This is a genomic window from Umezawaea endophytica, assembly GCF_025061645.1.
GTDB lineage: Bacteria > Actinomycetota > Actinomycetes > Mycobacteriales > Pseudonocardiaceae > Umezawaea > Umezawaea endophytica.
Genome location: NZ_JANYMP010000008.1, coordinates 141,450 through 162,514, shown reverse-complemented (window position 1 = coordinate 162,514; position 21,065 = coordinate 141,450). Strand labels below are relative to the sequence as shown.

17 protein-coding genes are annotated in these 21,065 nt (G+C 71.4%); 5 read left to right on the top strand and 12 right to left on the bottom strand.

Annotation, left to right across the window (positions count from 1 at the left end):
- Nucleotides 1-13: 13 nt before the first annotated feature.
- Both NZH93_RS18775 and NZH93_RS18770 read right to left on the bottom strand, forming a co-directional pair.
- A complete protein-coding gene (locus NZH93_RS18775; protein ID WP_259624409.1) occupies nt 14-1,405 on the bottom strand; it encodes an NAD-dependent malic enzyme in 1,392 nt (463 codons plus the stop codon).
- Between the two features lie 120 nt (nt 1,406-1,525).
- Nucleotides 1,526-1,711, bottom strand: a complete 186-nt coding sequence (locus NZH93_RS18770) for a hypothetical protein (protein WP_259624408.1) — start codon at nt 1,709-1,711, stop codon at nt 1,526-1,528.
- 72 nt (nt 1,712-1,783) lie between these two features.
- Here NZH93_RS18770 and NZH93_RS18765 point away from each other — a divergent pair, with 72 nt between their 5' ends.
- Together NZH93_RS18765 and NZH93_RS18760 are read left to right on the top strand one after the other, a co-directional pair.
- On the top strand, nt 1,784-4,039 hold the full coding sequence (locus NZH93_RS18765; RefSeq protein WP_259624407.1) for a helicase-associated domain-containing protein: 2,256 nt from the start codon (nt 1,784-1,786) through the stop codon (nt 4,037-4,039).
- A gap of 129 nt (nt 4,040-4,168) precedes the next feature.
- A complete protein-coding gene (locus NZH93_RS18760; RefSeq protein ID WP_259624406.1) occupies nt 4,169-4,480 on the top strand; it encodes a hypothetical protein in 312 nt (103 codons plus the stop codon).
- Between the two features lie 118 nt (nt 4,481-4,598).
- On the opposite strand, the gene NZH93_RS18755 is transcribed toward NZH93_RS18760, so the two are convergent.
- The 4 genes from NZH93_RS18755 to NZH93_RS18740 are packed head-to-tail and all read right to left on the bottom strand — an operon-like array spanning nt 4,599 to nt 9,688.
- Nucleotides 4,599-5,204 (bottom strand): GTP-binding protein, encoded by a 606-nt coding sequence (locus NZH93_RS18755; RefSeq protein ID WP_106185428.1) that lies wholly within the window; start codon nt 5,202-5,204, stop codon nt 4,599-4,601.
- A complete protein-coding gene (locus NZH93_RS18750; RefSeq protein ID WP_259624405.1) occupies nt 5,185-5,967 on the bottom strand; it encodes a DUF742 domain-containing protein in 783 nt (260 codons plus the stop codon). The genes NZH93_RS18755 and NZH93_RS18750 overlap by 20 nt, the downstream gene beginning before the upstream one ends.
- A 29-nt stretch (nt 5,968-5,996) precedes the next feature.
- On the bottom strand, nt 5,997-6,416 hold the full coding sequence (locus NZH93_RS18745) for a roadblock/LC7 domain-containing protein (protein WP_106185427.1): 420 nt from the start codon (nt 6,414-6,416) through the stop codon (nt 5,997-5,999).
- Entirely contained in the window at nt 6,413-9,688 is a 3,276-nt protein-coding gene (locus NZH93_RS18740) for a nitrate- and nitrite sensing domain-containing protein (protein WP_259624404.1), read from the bottom strand. The genes NZH93_RS18745 and NZH93_RS18740 overlap by 4 nt, the downstream gene beginning before the upstream one ends.
- A gap of 517 nt (nt 9,689-10,205) precedes the next feature.
- On the opposite strand from NZH93_RS18740, the gene NZH93_RS18735 reads away from it, so the two are divergent.
- Nucleotides 10,206-11,195: an ABC transporter substrate-binding protein gene (locus NZH93_RS18735; RefSeq protein ID WP_259624403.1), complete on the top strand. Its 990-nt coding sequence runs from the start codon at nt 10,206-10,208 to the stop codon at nt 11,193-11,195.
- Between the two features lie 203 nt (nt 11,196-11,398).
- Here the strand turns inward: NZH93_RS18735 and NZH93_RS18730 are convergent, their stop codons facing one another.
- From NZH93_RS18730 to NZH93_RS18720, 3 genes are all read right to left on the bottom strand, one after another.
- The gene (locus NZH93_RS18730) at nt 11,399-12,166 is read right to left on the bottom strand and encodes an LppU/SCO3897 family protein (protein ID WP_259624402.1); all 768 of its coding nucleotides are present in this window, start codon (nt 12,164-12,166) and stop codon (nt 11,399-11,401) included.
- A gap of 78 nt (nt 12,167-12,244) precedes the next feature.
- Nucleotides 12,245-12,721 (bottom strand): LppU/SCO3897 family protein, encoded by a 477-nt coding sequence (locus tag NZH93_RS18725; RefSeq protein ID WP_259624401.1) that lies wholly within the window; start codon nt 12,719-12,721, stop codon nt 12,245-12,247.
- Nucleotides 12,722-12,837: 116 nt separating this feature from the next.
- Nucleotides 12,838-14,853 (bottom strand): LppU/SCO3897 family protein, encoded by a 2,016-nt coding sequence (locus tag NZH93_RS18720; RefSeq protein WP_259624400.1) that lies wholly within the window; start codon nt 14,851-14,853, stop codon nt 12,838-12,840.
- Nucleotides 14,854-15,051: 198 nt separating this feature from the next.
- Between NZH93_RS18720 and NZH93_RS18715 the strand changes: the two genes are divergently transcribed.
- Nucleotides 15,052-16,713, top strand: coding sequence for a DNA repair helicase XPB (locus tag NZH93_RS18715; protein WP_259624399.1), 1,662 nt, complete (start codon nt 15,052-15,054; stop codon nt 16,711-16,713).
- Between the two features lie 66 nt (nt 16,714-16,779).
- The gene (locus NZH93_RS18710) at nt 16,780-17,715 is read left to right on the top strand and encodes an o-succinylbenzoate synthase (RefSeq protein WP_259624601.1); all 936 of its coding nucleotides are present in this window, start codon (nt 16,780-16,782) and stop codon (nt 17,713-17,715) included.
- Here the strand turns inward: NZH93_RS18710 and NZH93_RS18705 are convergent.
- The 3 genes from NZH93_RS18705 to NZH93_RS18695 form a co-directional block, all read right to left on the bottom strand.
- On the bottom strand, nt 17,699-18,184 hold the full coding sequence (locus tag NZH93_RS18705; protein ID WP_259624398.1) for a GNAT family N-acetyltransferase: 486 nt from the start codon (nt 18,182-18,184) through the stop codon (nt 17,699-17,701). The genes NZH93_RS18710 and NZH93_RS18705 overlap by 17 nt on opposite strands.
- 25 nt (nt 18,185-18,209) lie before the next feature.
- The gene (locus tag NZH93_RS18700; RefSeq protein WP_259624397.1) at nt 18,210-19,859 is read right to left on the bottom strand and encodes a hypothetical protein; all 1,650 of its coding nucleotides are present in this window, start codon (nt 19,857-19,859) and stop codon (nt 18,210-18,212) included.
- Between the two features lie 88 nt (nt 19,860-19,947).
- A complete protein-coding gene (locus NZH93_RS18695) occupies nt 19,948-21,039 on the bottom strand; it encodes a CapA family protein (protein ID WP_259624396.1) in 1,092 nt (363 codons plus the stop codon).
- Nucleotides 21,040-21,065: the final 26 nt, after the last annotated feature.

Sequence of the window (21,065 nt, the reverse complement as noted above, 5' to 3'; positions counted from 1 at the left end):
ATCGACCTTATTCCTAGACCTTCGCGGCGGCGGCTTCCTTGCGGACCGCTTCGGCGACGGCGCCCGCGACTGTGGCGTCGAACACGCTGGGCACGATGAACGACGCGTTCAACTGGTCCGGCGTGACGACGTCGGCGATGGCGTTGGCGGCGGCCAGCAGCATCGCGTCGGTGATGGTCCTGGCGTGCGCGTCGAGCAGGCCGCGGAACACGCCGGGGAACGCCAGCACGTTGTTGATCTGGTTCGGGAAGTCGCTGCGCCCGGTGGCCACGACGGCGGCGTGCTTCTGCGCCTCCATCGGGTCGATCTCGGGGTCCGGGTTGGCCAGCGCGAACACGATGGCGTCGGAGTTCATCGTCGCGACCTGCTCGGCGCCGAACAGGTTGGGCGCCGAGACGCCGATGAACACGTCCGCGCCGACGAGCGCGTCGTGCAGGCGGCCCTTCACGTTCTTCTTGTTCGTGCGCTCGGCGATGGACTTGAGGTTGACGTCCATGTTCTCGCGGTCGCGGTGCACGATGCCCTCGACGTCCACGGCGATCACGTCGCCCGGCGTCTGCTGGAGCAGCAGGCGGATGATCGCCGACCCCGCCGCGCCCGCGCCGCAGACGACGATCTTGCAGTCCTTGATGTCCTTCTCGACCACGCGGAGCGCGTTGCGCAGCGCGGCGACGACCACGATCGCGGTGCCGTGCTGGTCGTCGTGGAAGACCGGGATGTCGAGCATCTCGCGCAGCCGGGCCTCGATCTCGAAGCAGCGGGGCGCGGCGATGTCCTCCAGGTTGATGCCGCCGTAGACCGGCGCGAGGATCTGCACCGTGCGGATGATCTCCTCGGTGTCCTGCGTGTCGAGGCAGATCGGCCAGGCGTCGACGCCCGCGAACTTCTTGAACAGCGCGGCCTTGCCCTCCATCACGGGCAGCGCGGCGGCCGGGCCGATGTTGCCCAGGCCGAGCACGGCGGACCCGTCGGTGACGACGGCCACGGTGTTGCGCTTGATGGTGAGGCGGCGCGCGTCCTCGGGGTTCTCCGCGATGGCCTGGCAGACGCGGGCGACGCCGGGCGTGTAGGCGCGGGAGAGGTCGTCGCGGTTGCGCAGCGGCACCTTCGAGGTGACCTCGATCTTGCCGCCGAGGTGCACGAGGAACGTGCGGTCCGACACCTTGCGGACGACGATGCCGGGCAGCGTCTCCAGGGTGTCGGTGATGTCCTTCGCGTGGTTCGCCGAGAGGGCGTTGCACGTGAGGTCGATGACGACGCGGTCGCCGTGCGACTCCACGACGTCGAACGCGGTGATCACACCGCCCGCGTGGCCAACCGCGCTGGTCAGGTCACCCGCGGCGCTCGCGGACGGGGGTGCCTCCAGTCGAACGGTGATCGAGTAACCAGGGCCGGGGACCGGCATCGAACCTCCCACATCAGTACTGCCCACGCGGGGGTCGAGGGTAGTCGCCCGGCAATTACGGAACTCGCGCGACTCGACGAAGAGGGCCGCCGCTCGGACGAGCGGCGGCCCTCGCCGGGACTACCTGTTGATCTCGGTCACCGGGTGCCGGTACGGCAGGTCCTCGGGCGCCAGGGGGAAGGGCATGTGCCCGAAGGGCGACTGCGCGCCCTGGCTGTCGCTGGCGAGTTCGCTGACCACGTGCTCGCCCTCGGGCACGACGGGCCAGTGCGGGTCAACGCGCTCAGGGCGTGCGGCCTTCGCCACGGTTCCTCCTCGGTGGTGCCTACGTCGGGACAAGTGTGCCCGATCGAGCCGCGCACATATACCGTGGTGCAGATGTCCGGCACCACTCTGGCCGACTGGCTGCGCGCACAGGACGACACCGTGCTCGTGGCGCTGCTGCGCGCCCGGCCGGACCTGGCGACCCCCGTCCCCGCCGACACGGCCGTGCTGGCCGCGCGGATCGCGACCCGCGCGTCGGTGTCGCGGGCGTGCGAGGACCTGGACACGTTCACGCTGACGGTCCTCGAAGCGCTGCTCGTGCTGGACGCGGACCAGCGCCCCGTCCCCCTGCCGGAACTGGCCGGGCTGCTGGGCAAGGAGGTCAAGGCGCGGCAGCTCAAGCAGACGGTCGCGCTGCTGCGCGCCCGCGCCCTGCTGTGGGGGCCGGACGACGCCCTGTCGACGCCGCCCGCGAGCCGGGACGCGGTGGCCGCGTTCCCCGGCGGGCTCGGCCGCTCGGTGCCGGAACTGGCCGACCCGGTCCTCACCGACCTCGGCGACGACGAGCACCGGGTGCTCAAGACCCTGGCCGACGGCCCGCCGATCGGCCAGACCAAGGACGCCGCGCTCGTGGTGCCGCTGGCGCAGGCGCGGACGCCGATCCAGAAGCTGCTCGCCAGGGGCCTGCTGATCCGCCGCGACGGCAAGACCGTGGAACTGCCCCGCGAGGTGGGCCTGGCCGTGCGCGGCGACCGGCCGCTCGGCAGGCTCCAGGTCACCGAGCCCGCGCTGCGCACGACCGCGCTGACCGCGTCCGTCGTCGACGAGACGGGCGGCGGTGAGGCGCTGGAGCTGGCGCGCCACACCGAGTCGCTCGTCAACGCCTGGTCGGAGGACCCGCCGTCGGTGCTGCGCACCGGTGGCCTCGGCGTGCGGGAGATGCGCCGGATCGCCAAGGACCTGGAGGTCGACGAGACCCGCGCGGCGCTGCTGATCGAGGTGGCCGTGGCCGCCGGCCTGATCGCCGACAGCGAGGGCGTCGACCCGGAGTGGGTGCCGACGGCGCTGGCGGACACGTGGCTGACCGCGACCCCCGAGGTCCGCTGGTCGACGCTGGCGCAGGCGTGGCTCGACCTCCCCCGGCTGCCCGGCCTGATCGGGCAGCGGGACGAGAAGGAGCGGCTGCTCAACCCGCTGTCCGCCGAGCTGAACCGCCCCGGTGCCCCGCGCGACCGCCGCCGGATCCTGGAGGCGCTGGCCGGGCTGGAGCCGGGCACGACGGTCGCCGACCCGGCCGAGCTGGCGGCCGTGCTGGCGTGGCGGGCCCCGCGCCGCGGCGGCAGGCTCCGCGACGACCTGGTCCGCTGGACGCTGACCGAGGGCACCGCGCTGGCCGTGCTGTCGCGGGGAGCCATCACCAGCGCGGGCAAGGTGCTGCTCACCGAGGGGCCGGCGCTGGCGTCGAAGCAGCTCACCGACTCGCTGCCCGCGCCGGTCGACCACTTCCTGGTGCAGGCCGACCTGACCGTGATCGCCCCCGGCAGGCTGGAGCCCGAGCTGGCCGACGAGCTGGCGCTGGTGGCCGACGTCGAGTCGGCGGGCGGCGCGACCGTCTACCGGGTCGGCGACGACTCCGTGCGCCGCGCGTTCGACGCGGGCAAGACGGCGGCGGACCTGCACGAGCTGTTCCGCAAGGGGTCGCGGACCCCGATCCCGCAGTCGCTGACCTACCTGATAGACGATGCGGCCCGCAAGCACGGCAGGCTGCGCGGCGGCGCCGCGAGCTCGTTCCTGCGCTGCGACGACCCGGTGCTGCTGACCGAGGTCATGGCGCACCCGGCGGCGGACGCGCTGGAGCTGCGCAAGATCGCCCCGACCGTCCTGGTCAGCCCGCTGCCGCTGTCCGACGTGCTGGACGGCCTGCGCGGAGCGGGTTTCGCCCCGGCCGCCGAGGGGCCGGACGGGCGGGTGCTGGACCTGCGGGTGAGCGGGCGCCGCATCCCCGGCAAGGCCCGCGCCGCCCGGCGCCCGGTCCACGTGCCGACGCCGAGCGAGGAGCAGCTCGCGGAACTGGTGCGGCTGGTCAAGGCGGGCGACCGGGCGCGGTCGACCCAGCGGGGCGAGCGCGTCTCCGTGCCCGCGAACCACGGCAACGGCCCGTCGGCGACGGTGGACCTGCTCCAGCGGGCGGCGAAGGAAGGCCGGAGCGTGCTGGTCGACCTGGTCGACTCGCACGGCACCGCGGCCACCAGGGTGATCAAGCCGCAGATCGTCGGCGGCGGCGTGCTGGAGGGCTACGACCTGAGCTACGGCGAGGTCCGCCGCTTCCCGCTGCACCGCATCACGTCGGCGGCGCTCGTCGAGGACTGACGCGAGCCGTCACGGCGGGTGAGACCCGGTCGGGGAGCCGGTGCACCCGATGGTGACCGCGCGCCGCTCTACCGTCGAAGAGCGGGCCCGCACACCACCGGGACGCCGCACCCGACGAAGGAGCAGCGCATGACCATCCACAGGTGGGCGCGTGGGTCGATCCTCGTCACCGCTGTCCTGGCGGCCGTCCTGGGCGCGGTGGGCACCGCGCGGGCGGACCCGGCCGCCGGTGCGGCCGCCCTCGGCACCTGGTCGAGCTCCGGGGACGCGTGGACGCACCGGTTCCCACCCGGCCCGACCGCCGTGGAGCGGACGGTCCAGCCGGTGACGGAACTCGGTGGCGCGGCTCCGGGGCCGGTCCAGCCGGTGGTGGCCGTGGACGCCACCTCACCGTGGTGGGCGCCGGACGTCGACCTGGACCTGGAGGGCTATGGCCGCTGACCTCGACGACCACTGATCTCGGAGCGACGACGACTGAACAAGGCGTTCTCCGCGTACGCCTGAGGCCTGGTTCACCTACCCCTACCGGGGTGGGCGAACCAGGCCTTGCAGCGTTGGATCAGCCTGCGCGGACGGACATCCACTGGCGCATGGCGTGCTCGACCAGCGTGATCAACGTCTGCTTGGTCGACTGCCGGTTGCGCGCGTCGCAAGTCACTATCGGCACGGACTGATCGATCGTCAGCGCCTCCCGCACGTCTTCGATGCGGTGGTGCAGCAACCCGTCGAAGCAGTTCACGCCGACGACGTACGGCAACTGCCGGTCGTCGAAGAAGTCGATCGACGCGAACGCGTCGGCCAACCTCCGGGTGTCGACCAGGACGATGGCGCCGATGGCACCACGGACCAGGTCGTCCCACATGAACCAGAACCGGTGCTGACCCGGCGTACCGAACAGGTACAGGATCAGGTCGCTGTCCAGGGAGACGCGGCCGAAGTCCATCGCGACGGTGGTGGTGACCTTGTTCGGCGTAGCCGACAGGTCGTCCACACCCGCGCTGGCTTCGGTCATCACCGCCTCGGTGGTCAACGGCACGATCTCGGACACCGAGCCGACGAAGGTCGTCTTGCCCACGCCGAAGCCACCCGCGACCACGATCTTCGCGGAGGTCGTCGGCTTCCGTGCGCCCTCGGCGCCCTGGGGACTAGAGCCTGCGAAGCCCACTGAGCACCCTCTCAAGGAAGTCAATGGAAGGTCGGTCTCCCACGACCAGACCACCCTGGTGAATCAAAACCAAACCCATGCTGGCCATGTCCCCGATCAGCACCCGCACGACGCCCAACGGCAGTCGGAGGTGTGCGGCGACTTCGGCCACGGACCGGGTGTCCGTGCAAATCCCGCAAATAGACCGGTGTTCCGGTAGCACCGCCGCGTCACGTTCCAGCCCGCGATCACTGGTGGACACCAGTGCCTCGATGGCCAGATCGTAGTCCGGCCTCGTGCGTCCACCGGTCCGGGTGTACGGACGGACCAGTGATCCCGATTCGGCCGCCGGGTTCTCCTCCCGTCTCACGATCGGCTGCTGGCCGGTCGTGTACGGGAGTTGCTCCGGAACGCTGTCCGGCAGGTTGTGGGCACCGAAGAGATCAGCGCCCGGTCCTCCGAACAGACCACTTCCGTACCCGTCGATGTCGAAACGGTTCGGCACGTCGTCGTAGTCGTACGACGAATCGTCAACCTCACGCTGAGACATGTCGTCTAGCCCCTGCCCTGTGCCATCGATCTCCGCGCTCTCGCGTTTCGGTCGGCCGCGCTTGCGGCGGACGACCGGCTTGACGCTCGGTGCAACCACTCCATCGGCTTCCTCATCATCCGGCGCGGGGTCGGCGGCGTCCGGATCCGAGAACTGGAAACCCCCGACCGCCCACTCCTGGTAGTTGAACCCGCTACCGAAGCGACGACCGTGGGCGCCCGATCTCTCAGCCATCTCCGCTCACCCCCACACTCTCATGAGGTCTACCGCCTTACCACGCCCTGGAGCTGAGCGCGCAGCTCCGGGGTGAGTTGCTGGCCGACTCTCTCGACCAGCAGGGTCATCTCGTAGGCGACAAGTCCGATGTCGCAGTTGGGCGCGGCGAGTACGGCGAGGCACGACCCGTCGCTGATGGACATCAGGAACAGGTAACCCCGTTCCATCTCGACAACGGTCTGGTTCACGCCACCGGCCTCGAAGCAGCGAGCCGCACCTGCGGTGAGGCTGACCAGACCGGATGCCACCGCCGAAAGCTGTTCGGCCCGGTCCCGTGGCAAGCCCTGCGAGCCGGCGAGCAGAAGCCCGTCCGCCGACACGACAACGGCGTGCGCAACACCGGGTACCCGGCGCACGAAGTCGGTGATTAGCCAACCAAAGCTGCCTGGCTGAGCTGCGGTCGTCACTCCTGCTCCTCGTCTTGCCGGCTCGACTGGTCACCAGCGTAAGCGTCGATCAACGCGTGTCGCCCTCGTCGGACGCCCTGCTGAAGACTCGACATCCGTCCACGGATCGCGTCAGGCGACCGTGGTGGCAGCGGGGGCCGCTGCGATTGCTGCGCCGAGGGGATCTTCGGCGCGGCTGACCCTGGCACAAGCTGAGCCTTGGGTACCCGCTTGGGCAACCCCGCTTGTGTCTTGGCGTCTGGCGTCTTGCTGAGCAGTGCTTGGGCAGCGGACCAGCCTTCGTCGGCCGGCGACTGCCAAGCGCTTTCGGCGGTCGGTTCCGCCTGCATCTGTGGGGCCTCCTGCTCCTCAACCTGCCCGGCCTCGACCTCGGCCACCGGCTCCGGTTCGGGGACGGGTGCGGCTTCGGGTCGCGGTGCCCGCTTCGGGAGACCCGAAGCCGACAAACCGTCGAGCCTTGAGGGTACGGAAACCTCGGTGGTGGTGGGAGCCACAGCGGGAACCGATTTCGGCTTGCGGGTCGGAAGAGCGGGCTCCTCCTGGTCCGAGAGCGGTGGTTCCACCACGGGTTCGTCGATGTGGACGGGCTCGCGCCGCTCGACGGCGGGCACGGCCTGCGCCTTCGCGGCGGAGGTCTCGCTGCCGACCGCCTGGAACCACTGGGACAGGACCGCCTCGTAGATCGGCAGGCGCTCGGTCGGGGCGTCGAGGTCGTGGTCGACCTCCTTGCGCGCCGGCGTGTTGCCGTTGCGCCGCTCCGGCTCGGGCTCCGCCACCGCGGCGCGGGGCACCACGGGCTCGAAGCGGGTCGTCTCGTAGCCCGACTGGATGGGCTCCGAAGCGTCCTCGTGGCGGTCCTCGTAGGCGGTGAACAGGGTCTGCTCACCGGTCGACGGGCCGGGGTCGTGGGCGTTGGCGTGCTCGGGCCACACCTTCTCGGCAGGCGTCTGGTCACCACCCGACAGGGGGAGCCAGACGTTCGACTCCTCCTCGGCCCTCGTGACGCCGAACGCGGGGACCGCGTTTGGCTCGGGGACGGAGTCGCCCCGCACGAAGCTGACCGGCATGTTCAGGTCGGGCTGCGCGAAGCTGCCCGTGGGGCTGAACTCCTGCGACGGGAAGCCGCCGGTGTTCGTGAGGCTGCCGGACGAGTGGTAGCCGGTGTCGCCCGCGCCGCCCTGCGACGGGAAGCTGTTGCCGCCGTCGTCGTCGAAGCGGGGCGAGCCGCTGAACGCGCCCGCGATGCCGCTGGCCCGCTGAGCCGGGTTGAAGTCCGTGAGGGACTCGGTCGGGCCGCCCATCGGGGCGGGGGCCTGACCGGGCTGCGCGACCAGCGTGCCGGGGACGACGACGAGCGCGGTGGTGCCGCCCTCGATGTCCTCGTTGACCCGGAGCCGGACCTTGATGTCGTGGCGCTTGGCCAGCCGGGCGACCACGTACAGGCCCATTCGGCGGGACACGGCGACGTCGACGTCCGGCGGGTCGGCCAGGCGCTCGTTGGCGTCGAGGATGTCCTGCTCTGCCATGCCCACGCCGCGGTCCTGGATCTCGATCGCCAGCTCGCCCTTGCGGGTACGAGCGGTGCGGACCGTGACCTTCGTCACAGGGTCGGAGAACGCGGTGGCGTTGTCCAGCAGCTCGGCGATCAGGTGCACGAGGTCGTTGACCGCGCGGCCCTGGACCGTGAGCTCCGGGGTCTGGCCGACCTGGACGCGGGCGTACTGCTCGACCTCGGACACCGCGGCGCCCAGCACCTCGGCCGCGGGGACGGGCCGGGTGAGGCGGCGCGAGAGGTCGGTGCCCGAGAGGACCAGGAGGTTCTCCGAGTTGCGGCGCATGCGGGTCGCGAGGTGGTCGAGCTCGAACAGGCTGGCGAGCTGGTCCGGGTCCTGCTCGTCCTGCTCCAGCCGGTCGATCAGGTTGAGCTGGCGTTCGACCAGCGCCTGCGAGCGGCGGGACAGGTTGACGAACATCGCGTTGACGTTGTCGCGCAGCAGGGCCTGCTGGGCCGCCAGGCGGACCGCCTCGCCGTGCACCGCGTCGAACGCCCGCGCCACCTGGCCGACCTCTTCCCGCGTGGTGATCGGCACGGGCGCGATGGCGTTCTGCGCCGCGAGCTGCGGGTTCGGGTCGGCGAGGATCTTCTCGACCGCCTCCGGCAGACCGTGGTCGGCCACCGCGAGGGCGGTGCGGCGCAGGACGCGCAGCGGGTTCAGGATCGAGCGGGCGACGAACAGGGCCATGGCCAGCGCGAGCAGCAGCGCGGCGAGCACGAGGCCGGAGTCGCGGAACGCGTCGGCCCGCGCGGTGCCGGTCGCCTCGTCGGTGCGGTTCTGCAACTGCTCCAGGAGCAGGTTCTCCACGTCGCGCGTCAGGTTCACCGTCAGCGTGGACGCGATGTCCCACCGCTCCGGGCTCAGCGACTGGAGGCTCTGGTTGGCCGCCGCCAGGTTCAGCGCCGACTCCTGCATGTCGTTCGCCGTGTCGACGATCAGACCCGTGACGGTGTCGTCGTAGATCTTCGCCTGGTCGGGCGACGCGGACTTGCGGAAGTCGTTCCGGGCCGCTTCCAGCTCGGCGTTCGCCGCGAGGAGCAGCCGCTGCTGGCTCGCCGGGAAGTCGCCCCGCTGGAAGGTGTCGAGCAGGATGCCGCGCTTGCGGGACTCCTGCTCCTTGATGCGCGCGATGGCGTTGGTCGCCAGGTGCAGCCGCACCAGGTCGGGGTCGTTGATGCCCGCGATGGCCTGTTCACCGAGGTCGAGGAGGCTCTCCACCGACTCGGAGTAGGTGCGCAGGACGGCGTCCGACGGGTACGCGGTGTCGCGCACGGCGTTGCGGAGGCTGTTGAGGCGCTTGAGCTGCTCGGCGGCCCGGCGGAAGCGGTCCGCCACGGCGGGCTCGAGGTCGCCGCTCAGTTCGGTGATCTTCGTTTGCAGAGCGTCGGAGTTGTCGTTCACCCGGCGTAGCTGGCGGTCGAGCACCACGCGGTCGATCTGCTTGCCCGAGGCCACGTGGCTCACGCTCAGGTCTCGCTCGCGCTGGAGCTGCTGCACGAGGTCCGCGACGGAGCTCTCGAGCTGGACCTCGTTGGCCAACTGGTTGAACTCGGTCGCGCTCTGCAGGTCCGACTGCACCCGGAGGCCGCCGAGCGCGAGCGCGGCGACGGTCGGGATGAGCAGCACGGCGAACAGCTTGGTCCGGAGGCGCCAGTTGCGCAGCCGGAAGCTCGACGTACGAGCGCTCTGCGCATCTGTTGCGCTGTTCTGCGGCACGTCGGTTTTTCCAGATCCCGTCGACTCGGTCACAGTTGCATCTCGTAGCGCAGCCAGTCCGTCACCCGTTTCGGGCCTATCGGAGCGCGGTGCGGTCCCCGCGCCGGACTGGCTGGGACCTCTCTCTCGTCGGGCCACCCTGGGCTTCCTCTTCCGGCAGCAGTGTCCCCGGCCTCTCCCCCGGACCGAAGTATGGACTCGCAAAATCGGGCAAAATGCAGCACAGGAGCCTAGCGCCGACCAAGCGCTCCATTCTGCTCCAGGAACCCGATGGCTCGCTAGAACCTGTACCACCCGGCCGGCAGCGTAATGGTCTGCCCCTACTTGATGGAAGCCTCTAGCAGCACGCACCGTATCGAGTTGGGCTGTCGCTTCATACGTCCGGGTGGTTAACATCCCCGAACGTCGATACCTAGCTGCCTCTGCGCCACCATCCCCGGTGACCCGACGGACAGTATGCCGCGTGACGACGAACACTGATCAACTCGACTCATCGAGTCAACAGGCGAGAGGTGCCATGCCTACCCGAGCGCATGTTCTCCGACGTGCGGCAGCGCTGGTCGCGTGTGCCCTGACCGTCGTCACCACGACCGCGGGGTGCAGCCTGCTGCCCGGCGGTGGCGACAACGACGCCACCGACATCGAGCGCAACACGCTCCGCATCGGCGTCATGCCGGTCGTGGACGTCGCCCCGCTCCGCATCGCGATCAACGAGAAGCTGTTCGACAAGGCCGGGCTCCAGGTCCAGCTCGTGCCCCAGACCAGCGAGGACGAGGGCATCAAGCAGCTCGACACCACGCTGGACATCACCTGGGCGAGCCACGTGACCCTGTTCCGCAAGGTCGCGGAGGGCACCCAGCTCCAGCTCCAGGGCGAGGCCTACCAGGCGGGCGCCAACTCGATGGCGCTGGTCAGCACGGACCCGAACTACGACGGTCCCGCGAAGATCGCCAAGCCGCGGATCGCCGTGGTCAACGACGACGACATCGGCGCCCTGACCACCAGGGCCGTGCTGGACACCGCGGGTGTCGAGAAGCAGGGCATCCAGTTCCGCGAGTTCCCGTACGACCAGATGGTCACGGCGATGCAGTCGAAGACCGTCGACGCGGCGTGGATGACCGAGCCGTTCATCACGAAGGCGCAACGCGACATCGGCGCCCGGATCGTGAGCGACACGGCCATCGGCCCGACCAAGGACTTCCCGATGTCCGGGTACGCCGCCAGCAAGAAGTTCGCGGACGGCAACCCCAAGACGCTGGCCCTGTTCCGCTCGGTCCTGCGCGACGCGCAACAGGCCGCGGCGAACAACAAGCTGACCGTCCAGGACGTCCTGAGCAGCTACGTCGACGTCGACCAGCAGACCGCGGCGCTCGTGTCGGTCGGCACCTTCCCGCTGTCCCTCAACCCGATCCGCCTCCAGCGGGTCGCGGACATGATGGACACCGAGGACGTGCTGCCGGGCAGGCTCGACGTGCAGCAGCTCCTGCCACCCGGTACGACGAACTAGCCAAGCGGAACGGGGCGGTCACCCAAGGTGACCGCCCCGTTTCTTTTTCCCCAGGTGCCGTCAAGGGCCGTCACCGGTTCGGCCCAGCGCGCGGAACCCCCGATCGGCGGTACCGGCTCCCGGTACCGGGACCGCGAACCCGTGTTGCAGGTCACGGGGAGGCGCAGTGGTCTAGTCCGCTGACCCTCGGTAGCGGGGTGGACTCAGCCCGTACCGGTGCCCGCCTCGTCGGCGGCGACCCGGCACATGACGGTCGCGGGGTCGGAGTAGACCAGCTCGTTGCCGTCGCCCCCGCACACCGCCTTGTCGGTGCTGCCGGTTACGACCTTCGAGACCTTGAAGTCGGCCGACGCGTCGCAGGTGACCTTGCTGGTCTTGCCGGACACGAAGTTGCCCTCGGTCTTGAAGCACTCACCCTCGGTCGCGTTCAGCATCAGGCAGAGCGTGAAGCCGCTGCGGCGCCGACCGCTCTCGGAGTACGACCCGTAGTCGCCCGTCGGGCACTCGTCCGAGGCGCTGTCCAGGTTCTTCGCGACCTTGTACGCGGCGTTCGACGCCCCGCACTCGACCTTCTCGATCTTCGGGTCGGTGATGCTGGCCGAGACGATGTTGATGCAGTCACCGGGGTTCGCGCTGGCCGGGGCGCTCTTGTTCAGGAAGTAGCCGCCGACGGCCAGCGCCGCCACCACGACCAGGGTCAGGACCAGCTTGACCTTGCCGCCGCCCTTCTTGGCGGGCGGCACCGCGGGCGGCATCGGCTGGCCGAACGCGGGCTGCGCCCCGTACGGCTGCTGGCCGGGGCCGGGCTGCTGCGGCGCCGCCCAGCCCGCCGGGGTCGGCTGCTGGCCCCAACCCGGCTGCGGGGCCTGCTGGCCGTACGGGGGCGGCGGCTGCGCGCCGTACGGAGGCGGGACCGGGCCCTGCGGGGGCCCGTTGGGCCCAGCGGGCGGCGGGTAGTTGGGCGTGCTCACGGGTGGTCCTCTCGCTTCACGGGAGGCCGAAACCTAGCCGGCGGCCCCCGCGGGCGCAGCGAAGTGACCACATCGTTGTCAGGCGCCGCCCTCGGCGAGGCAGAACGTCACGGCGGGTTCCGGGAAGGCCACGGAGCGTTGGTCGCCGCACGCCGCGCCGCCGCCGAGGACCTTCGCGACCTTCACCGACTGGGCGGTGCCGCACGGCACCTTCAGCAGCCCGGCCGCCTGGTCCTGGCCGTAGCAGGAGCCCTCGACGAGGTTCGGGATCAGGCACAGGGTGACGCTGGAGGTGAACGTCGAGTAGGCGGACCCGCCCGCCGGGCAGCCCTCACCCTTCTGGGCGACGACCTTCGCGACCTTGACGTTCGCCTGGTCGGACCCGCAGTCCAGGGCCGTGAAGCGGGGGGCGTCGACGGCGCGGGTGACGCTGGCGCACTGGCCGACAGCCACCGGGGGCTCCTCGGTGTCGAACACGCCGAGTGCGTAGGCGCCGAGCAGGACGAGGAGGGCCACACCGAGGCCGGTGACGATCTTGCGCATGATGCTTCGCATCGGCACCGGCGCCCGGCGAGTTGACAGTATTCACCTAAAAGTGGCAAAAACTGCTCGGCCCCGTACCACCATGTGAGCAGAATTGCCCACATGGTGGTACGAAAATCGGGCTTCGATCAGTTCTCGGCGGGAGCGAAGCAGTACGTCAGCTTCGGCTCCGGGTAGGACTCGCCCGCACCGTCCGGGCACTGGCCGGTGTCGTCGGTGTCCTTGATGACCTTCGTGACCTTGAGGGCCTCGACACCCTTGCACTCGGTCTTGACGTAGTTCGCGCTCAGGTCGTCGAGCTTGTAGCAGGAGCCCTCGGCCAGGTTCGGCAGCAGGCACAGCCGGAAGCCCTGCGCAGGCTTTCCCTCGACCGGGTACTGCTGGTAGAAGCTCGCCTCGGGGCACGAGTCGGTGTCGTTCCCGATCACCTTGCCCACCAGGAGCAGGGCCTTGTCGTCGTCGCAGCCGACCGTTTGGACCTTCTCCGACTCCTCCAGCGACGCGGCGGAGAGGGAGACGCAGTCACCGGCCGCCGCGTCTTTTGGGTCACTGCCGCCGAACGCCGTGAAGGCGTAGACGATGCCCGCGATCAGGATGATCGCCACGGCGACGATCGCGATCAGGCGACCCCAGTTGCGCGAGGGGCCCTCGTCCTCCTCCTCGTCCTCCGCCTTGGGCTTGCGGTAGAGGACGTTGCCCGAGTCGCCCGCGGCGGGCTGGGGCACCTCTGGGGCCGTCTGCGGGGCCTGTGCGGCGGGGGCCACCGGGTCCGCGGGTGCGTCGGCCGCCTTGGCGGGAGCGGCGGTCGGCTCGTCGGCCGCGGCCACGGCCGGGGTGGCGGTGGGTTCGTCGGCCGGGGTGGCGGTGGGGTCGTCGGTCGCCTTGGCGGGGGTGGCGGTGGGTTCGTCGGCCGGGGTGACGGTGGGCTCGGCGGTCGCCTTGGCGGGGGTGGGCTCGTCGGCGGTCAGCGCGGGCTCGGCCGGGATGGTGATCGGCTTCTCCTCGACGGGCCCGCCCGGCTCCGCGGGCACGGCCGCGGTGACCGTGGGCTTGTCGGACCCGGCCGCCGAGGGCCTGGCGGGCTCGACGGGCTCGGCCGTGGTGGCGGCGGGCTCGGCGGACTTCGCGGGCTCGGCGTCCGGGGTGAGGATCGGGATGGCCTCGGTCACCGGCTCCTCCGGCTCGGCCGGGTCGGCCTTGGCGGAGTCGGCCTTGGCGGGAGCGGCCGCGGCGACGCCCTCCGGGGTGAGGATCGGCAGCGCTTCCGTGACCGGCTCCTCGGGCTCGGCCTTCGCGGGCACCACCGGCTCCGCGGTGAGGATCGGCAGCGCGTCGGTCACCGGTTCCGATGGCTCGGCCTTGGCGGAGTCGGCCTTCGCGGGCTCGTCGGCCTTGGCCGCGGGGACCGGCTCGGTCACCGGGTCGGTCTTGGCGGGCTCGCCCGCGGTGAGCGCGGGCTCGGCCGGGATGGTGACCGGCTTCTCCTCGACGGTCCCGGCGCTGGCGACCGGCACGGGTTCGGTGACCGGCTCGGCCGCGGTGGGGGCGGCGGCCGCGACCGGCGTGGCAGCGGCAGCAGGGGCCGCCGCGGCGGCAGCGGCGGCGGCGCGCTTGGCCGCGGCCGACGTCGTGGCGGGTTTGGCGGTCGCGGACGTCGCGGCGGGCTTCGCCGCTGCGGACGTCGCGGCGGGAGCCTTCCGGCGTGTCGCGGGAGCCCGCTTGGGCTTCGCGACGGGGACCGGCTCGGTCACCGGGTCCGCGGTTCCCGCGGCCGCGGCGGCCTCCGAGGTCACCGGGGTCACCGGGGCGATCGGGGCCGCGGGGGCGTCCACCGGGGCGACCGCGGTCTCCGGCGCCGCCTCGGCGGCGGGCTTCGCCGCCGTCTTCCGCGGCCTGGGGGTCCGCTTGACGGGGGTCTTGGCCGGGGTGGCCGCCGCGCCCGGTTCGTCGGTGGCCGGTTCCGCCGCTCCCGCCGCCGGTGTGGCGGCGGCGGTCTTCCTCGGCCTGGGCGCGCGCTTCGCCGCGGGCTTGGCAGCAGGCGCCTCGTCCGGTGCGGGCGCGGGTGTCGCGGCGGCTTCCGATGCCGGTTGCGCGGTCTTCGGCGCGTCGTCGGCCTTGGGGTCGGGAGTCGACTCGTTGCTCATGATCACCTTTGCTGGAGGTCCCGTTGGGTGTCCGGACCTAGCAGAACGTAGGCACCCGATTGCTGGTTTTGGAGAGTTTTACCAAACCGTCGCCAAGTGCAGAGCGTCGCCTCAGGGCCACGGTGAGCCACGGGACTGCCTGCGACTTGCGCGTTGTTGTGACAATGGCAGAACGCCAACCGACAGGAGCCGGCACCCGTGACCGACGGACCGTTGATCGTCCAGTCAGACAAGACCTTGCTGCTGGAGGTCGACCACCCGCTCGCGGACGAGGCGCGCACCTCCATCGCTCCGTTCGCGGAACTGGAGCGCGCTCCCGAGCACGTGCACACCTACCGGGTCACTCCCCTCGCCTTGTGGAACGCCCGCGCCGCCGGACACGACGCGGAACAGGTCGTCGACGCGCTGGTGCGGTTCTCGCGCTACCCCGTGCCCCAGCCCCTGCTCGTCGACGTCGTCGACACCATGAGCCGGTTCGGCAGGTTGCAGCTCGCGAACAACCCGGTCCACGGCCTGGTGCTCAGCACGGTAGACCGAGCGGTCCTGGAAGAAGTGCTGCGGCACAAGAAGATAGCGCCGATGCTCGGCGAGCGCATCGACCAGGACTCGATCGTCGTGCACCCGAGCGAGCGCGGCAGGCTCAAGCAGGCGCTGCTCAAGATCGGTTGGCCCGCCGAGGACCTCGCGGGTTACGTCGACGGCGAGGCGCACCCGATCGCGCTGGCCGAGGACGGCTGGAAGCTGCGCGACTACCAGCGGCTGGCCGCGCGGGCGTTCTGGGCGGGCGGGTCCGGTGTGGTCGTCCTCCCCTGCGGCGCGGGCAAGACCCTGGTCGGCGCGGCGGCGATGGCCGAGGCTCAGGCGACCACGCTGATCCTGGTGACGAACACCGTCGCGGGCAGGCAGTGGAAGCGCGAGCTGATCGCGCGGACGTCGCTGACCGAAGAGGAGATCGGCGAGTATTCGGGCGAGCGCAAGGAGATCCGCCCGGTCACCATCGCCACCTACCAGGTGATCACCCGCAAGTCCAAGGGCGAGTACAAGCACCTGGAGCTGTTCGACTCGCGCGACTGGGGCCTCATCGTCTACGACGAGGTGCACCTGCTGCCCGCTCCCGTCTTCCGCATGACGGCGGACCTCCAGTCCCGCCGCCGACTCGGGTTGACGGCGACGCTGGTCCGCGAGGACGGCCAGGAGGGCGACGTGTTCTCGCTCATCGGGCCGAAGCGCTACGACGTGCCGTGGCGCGACATCGAGGCGCAGGGCTGGATCGCGCCCGCGGAGTGCACCGAGGTGCGGGTCACGCTGACCGACAACGAGCGGCTGCTGTACGCGACCGCGGAACCCGAGGAGCGGTACAAGCTGTGCTCCACGGCGCACACGAAGATGCCCGTGGTGCAAGCGATCCTGGACAGGCACCCCGGTGAGCCGACGCTCGTCATCGGCGCGTACCTGGACCAGCTCGACGACCTGGGCGCCGCGCTGAACGCGCCGATCATCCAGGGCTCCACGAAGAACAAGGAGCGCGAGGAGCTGTTCGACGCGTTCCGCAAGGGCGAGATCCGCGTGCTCGTCGTGTCGAAGGTCGCGAACTTCTCCATCGACCTGCCTGAGGCGTCGGTGGCGGTGCAGGTGTCCGGCACGTTCGGGTCCAGGCAGGAGGAGGCCCAGCGGCTCGGGAGGTTGTTGCGCCCCAAGGGTGACGGCCGTCAGGCGCACTTCTACTCCGTGGTCTCGCGGGACACGCTGGACACCGACTACGCGGCCCACCGCCAGCGGTTCCTCGCGGAGCAGGGCTACGCGTACAAGATCGTCGACGCCGACGACCTGCTGGCGCCGAAGCTGCCCGAGGTCGACTGACGGCCCCGGTGCCGTCCGGCCGGGCGGCACCGGGTTTGACAGGATGGGGCCGTGGACGTCTCCTCGATCCGGGTGTACGCGATCCCGATGCGCAACCGCTTCCGGGGCATCACCGTGCGCGAGGGCGTGCTGCTGGAGGGGCCTGCCGGGTGGGGCGAGTTCTGCCCGTTCCTGGACTACTCCGACGCCGAGTGCGTGCCGTGGCTGGAGTGCGCCGAGGAGTCCGCGGGCCTGCACTGGCCCGCGCCGCTGCGCACGTCGATCCCGGTCAACTGCACCGTCCCCGTCGTGTCGCCGGAGCGCGCGCACGAGATCGTGGCCGCGTCCGGCTGCGCCACGGCCAAGGTGAAGGTCGCCGATCCGGGCACGCCGCTGTCGTCCGACCTGGAGCGGGTGGCCGCGGTCCGCGACGCGCTGGGCCCCGGCGGCAAGATCAGGGTGGACGCGAACGCGGCGTGGGACGTGGACGTCGCGGTAGCGGCGATCTCCGCGCTGGAGCGCGCCGCGGGTGGTCTGGAGTACGTCGAGCAGCCGTGCCGCACCATCGAGGAGCTGGCGCTGGTCCGCCGCCGGGTGGCCGTGCCGGTCGCCGCCGACGAGTCGATCCGCCGCGCCGAGGACCCGCTGAAGGTCGCCGTGGCGGGTGCCGCCGACATCGCCGTGATCAAGGTCGCACCGCTGGGCGGCGTCCGGCGAGCGCTGAAGGTCGCCGAGGCCTCCGGCCTCCCGTGCGTCATCTCGTCCGCCGTGGAGACCTCCGTCGGTCTGGCGGCGGGTTTGGCGCTGGCCGCCGCCCTGCCGTCCCTCGACCACGCCTGCGGCCTCGCGACCCTGTCGCTCCTGACCGGCGACGTCGCCACCGACTCCCTGCGCCCGATGAACGGCCACCTGCCCGTCCCGACCACGGCCCCGCTCCCCGACCTGGCCGACCGCTACGCCGCCGACGCCCCCACCACGGCCCGCTGGCTCGACCGCCTGGCCCGCGTCACCGCCCTGCGCTGACCCACCGCACCTCGCCGTCGACCACCACGTCGGACGCCACCAGCCCCACCCGCCGGGCCACCGCCGCCGACGCCAGGTGCTCCGGGTGCACGTGCGCCACCAGCCCCCGCACCCCGTGGGCCAGCAACCACCCCGCCATCCCGACAGCCGCCTCCCCCGCGAACCCGCGCCCCTGGTGCGCGACACCGACCACCCAGGCCACCTCGGCGTCCCCGCCCTCCAGCGTCGCCTGCACCGTCCCCACGACCAGACCGCCGTACCGCACGACCCAGTTCAACCACCCCCGCCCGACCCCCGCGACCTGCCGGGCGTACCTGTCCCGCAACAGGTCCACCGCCAACGGCTCACCGCCGGTGAACTCGTGCAGCCGGACGTCGTCCAGCAACACCGCCATCTCCTCGGCGTGCTCAACCCGCAACGGCTCCAGCACGAGCCGCGCGGTGGTGATGGGCTCGGGCTGGAGGCTCATCGCGCCACCGTAGGGACCGACGGCGCTACCCCGCCAGCGACGTGGCGCGGAGGTGGGTGAGCGGGAGGTCGCGGCGGGACGGTTCGGGGAACTCGACGTTGACCGAGATCTCGTCGCCGCCGATCTCGCGGGTGATCCACGGGCCGGTCTCGACCATCACCTTGAGGGTCTTGACGTGCAGGCCGTTGATCTTGTCCAGGTACCACTGGTCGTTCGGCAGGTGGCCCATGCGCGGGGCGAGGCGGGCCTTGACGTCGCGGACCCGGTTCCACAGCTCGGCGGTGAGGGCCTGGCGGTCGAACGGGCCTTCGAGGCCGTCGCGGACGCGGTCCTCGATGCCGCGAGGTGCGCCGTTCTCGTCCGGCATGACCATCGTGGTCCACGCGCGGGACTTCTCGCGGTACTGGAGCTGCTGCATGGTGCCCTCGTGCGAGGAGAAGTCGGACGAGCGGAAAGCCTTGCCCTGCCAGCGTTCCCGGAGCGTGGTGGCGAGCGACTGGGCGCTCTTGACGCCGGTGTTGAGGCCGCGGCCCGGCCAGAAGTGCAGCGAGTTGGCGGCGTCGCCCAGCAGGAAGCCCCACGTGCCGGGCGCGAGTTGGGCGGTGAAGCGGGAGTGCTGCCGCATGCCGAGCTTGAACGAGGTGAGGCTGAGGAAGTCCGACGGCGAGGCGCCGAAGAAGCGGATGCCGTCCATGATCCTGGGCCACAGGAAGGAGAGCGGGTCGATCGACGGCTTGAACGTGGACAGGTGGCGGTCGCAGACGAAGCGGTCGCCCAGTGGGCGCAGGGTGCACGAGTAGCGCTCGATGCACTCGACCGGGCCGTTCTCGCCGATCGCGACGATCTCGGACGCCTCCTCCGCGGTGAGGCGCATGTTGATGAAACCGCCGCCGAGGGAGTTGAAGAGGAAGCGGTTCTGGCTGACCGTCAGCGGAACGGTGAACTCGTCCGGCAGGTGCGACCTGACCCGGATGCCGAGGACGGTCTCCTCCAGCGGCTCGCCGTTGATCGAGTAGAAGTCGCGGTCGGGGGTGCCGAAGTCGTCCTTGAGCGCCTCGCGGGTCCTGGACCTGGCGCCGTCGCAGATCGCCACGACGTGCGTGCCGTCCCACTTCTCCGGGACCTCGTACGCCTCGGCGCGCAGCTCGATGCCGTAGACGTCCTGCGCCATGTCCAGCAGGCAGTCCTCGATCCAGCGGATCTTGAGGTTGCGGGGACGGCCGCGCTCGGCCGGGGAGTCCGGGCCCAGCGGCCACATCTCGCCGAAGCGGCCCTCGGTGAACAGCCGCCTCTTGACCTTCTCCGGGAGGTTGGACCACACGTTGCTCTGCAACGTCACGACCTGCTCGCGGCGGGTGTTGCCCTCGGCGCGCTCGCGCCACAGGACGCGGCCGTTGCGCCGGTGCCAGCGGGGGTCGTGGACGCGGATCGCGACCTGGTCGCCCATCATCGCCCGCAGCGTGCAGGCGAACGTGAGGCCGACCGGGCCACCGCCGACGACGTCGACGCGCAGCGGAGCGGTCGCGGGGTGCCGGGGCAGCGGCATGACGGGGGCGATGGCCTGGTCCGGTGCCGGGTGGCCGACGGCGGGCACCCCGCCGAAGCCGGTGCCCCGCCGCGGGAGCCGGAGCAGCGTCGTCTTCGCGGCGAAGAGGTTCGCGTCGTTCCCGGTCATGGCGGCTGTCCTCCGGTGCTGGTGTTCCCGATGTACAGCAGGGTCACGAGCACGCGGCGCTTTCGGTTCAACGGCACCGGGAAGTCGGCTACCGCCCCAGTCCGGCCGCCGCCGCGCCGAGGCGGCCGACGATCTCGTCGGTGCGCGCCAGCGCTTCCGTGCGCCGGGGTGTCGGCGGGGCCGACGACAGGTCGACGACCCGGATCGGCGGGCCCAGCTCGACCAGGGTCGGGCGGTACTTCGCCTCCTCGACCCTCCAGCCCGCCGCGCCCTCGACGAACCTGAAGCGGGCGATCAGGCCTTCCTCCGTGGTGCCGCGGGGTTCCTCGTGCTTCGCGACCTCGTTGCCCATGCCGTACACGACCCACTTGCCGCCGATCTGCTCGATCGGCTGCACGGTGTGCACGTGCGTGCCGATGATCAGGTCGACCGCCGGGTCGGCGAGGATGGTCGCGGCCGTCTTGCGCTGGTCCAGCGTCGGGTCGGCCTCGTACTCGGCGCCCCAGTGCAGGCTGGCGACCACGACCTCGGCCCCCGCGGCCTTCGCGGCGCGCGCGGCGTCGATGACGCGCTGCGGGTCGAGGGTGTTCGCGATCCACGGTTCGGGCAGCGGGATCCCGTTGTAGCCGTAGGTGAACGACACCTGCGCGACCTTCACGCCGTTCGCGTCCAGGATCAGCGGGGTCGCGGCCTCCTCGGGGCTGCGCGCCGAGCCGGTGTGCTTGAGGCCCACCGAGTCCAGCACGTCCAGCGTGGTCCGCACGCCCCGCACGTCGCGGTCCAGCGTGTGGTTCGACGCGGTCGAGCAACTGTCGTACCCGAGGTCCACCAGTGCTTTCGCGATCTCCGGCGGCGCGCTGAACGCGGGGTAGCCGAACGTCGGGTCCCCCGGCGCGGACAGCGGCGTCTCCAGGTGGCAGATCGACAGGTCCGCGGCCACGGCCTGGCGCATCCCCTCCAGCAGCGGCCCGAAGTTCGCGGCGCCACCGCCGTCGGCCTTGGCCTGGTCGGTGAGCGCGGGGTGGATGAGGATGTCGCCGCCCGCGGCCAGTGTGAACGACCGCGGGGCCTGGGCCGCGGGCGCGGCGGGAGGCGCGGCTGACGAGGAGGAAGGGGCGGGCGCCGCCGCCGGGCTGCCCGCGGTGGCCGTGCACGCGGCCAGGAGGGCGCAGGCGGTCACGACCGCCGACACCCTCCCGAACCGGT